At 81.7% G+C, this 1,055-nt stretch carries 1 protein-coding gene and 1 pseudogene; both read left to right on the top strand.

What is annotated here, in order from left to right:
* Window positions 1–553: aminotransferase class V-fold PLP-dependent enzyme (locus tag HLB09_RS17515; RefSeq protein WP_171204548.1), on the top strand; the 553-nt coding region annotated here is incomplete at its 5' end.
* 124 nt (window positions 554–677) lie between these two features.
* A pseudogene (locus HLB09_RS17520) lies at window positions 678–1,055 on the top strand (hypothetical protein); the annotation flags it as partial.

The raw sequence follows: 1,055 nt of genomic DNA on the forward strand, positions 1-1,055 counted from the left end.
GGCCGCCGCGCCCGCCCGGCACGAGGGCGGCACGCCCAACGTCCTCGGCGTCGCCGCGCTCGCCGCGGCCTGCGACGCGCTGCAGGCGCTCGCCGGTGGCGCGCTCGAGGCGCACGAGCGGGCGCTGCGCGAGCGCCTCGTGGACGGCCTGGCGGGCGTGCCGGGCGTGCGGGTGCACCACTCGCTCGAGGGGGCGCCGTCGGCCATCGGCGTCGTCACCTTCACCGTCGACGGCGTCGCCCCCGGCCTCGTCGCGGCCGTCCTGTCGGCCGAGCACGGCATCGGCGTGCGGGACGGGCGCTTCTGCGCCCACCCGCTCCTCGAGCGCCTCGGCCTGCGGGAGGGCGCCGTGCGGGCGAGCGTCGGCGTCGGGTCCCGGGCCGACGACGTCGACCGCCTCGTCGCCGCCCTCCGCGCGCTCGTCGCCGAGGGCCCCGGGTGGGAGTACGCGCTCGTCGAGGGCCGCTGGGCGCCCGTCGACGACCCGCGGCCCTGGCCCGAGTGGGGCGACCCGACGGCCCGCGCGGCCGCCGCCCGTCCCTGCGGCGGCTGACGGGCCCCGGGGCGAGGGGACCTGCGGCGAGGGGACCCGGGGCGAGGGGACCCGGAGGCCGAGGAGGGCCGGCGGGTCCCGGCGCGGCGGAGCCGTCACCGCCGGGCACCTACCCTCGCTCCCCGTGAGCGACCCCGTCAGCCCGCCGTCGTCGCCGACCCCTCCGTCGGAGCCGCGGCAGTCCTCCCTGCACTCGGCCTTCCCCCAGCCGGCCTCCCCGCAGCAGGCCCGCTCGGTGCTCGCCGGCGTGCTCGTCGCGACGCTGCTCGCGGCCCTCGACCTCCTCGCCGTCGCCGTCGCGCTACCCGAGATGGCCCTGGACCTCGAGCTGGAGCGCGCGCTCGCGCTGCCCGTCGGCGCGGGGGTGGTCGGCCTCGTCGTCGCCGTCCCGCTGGCGGCGCGGCTCTCGCGGCACGGCCCGCGGCCGGTCCTGCTCGGGGCGGCGGCGGCGCTCGTCGTCGCCGGGGGCGTCGCGACGGCGCTCGCGCCGCTGCCCACCGGG

The sequence above is a fragment of the Pseudokineococcus marinus genome (assembly GCF_013004605.1).
Classification (GTDB): Bacteria; Actinomycetota; Actinomycetes; order Actinomycetales; family Quadrisphaeraceae; genus Pseudokineococcus; species Pseudokineococcus marinus.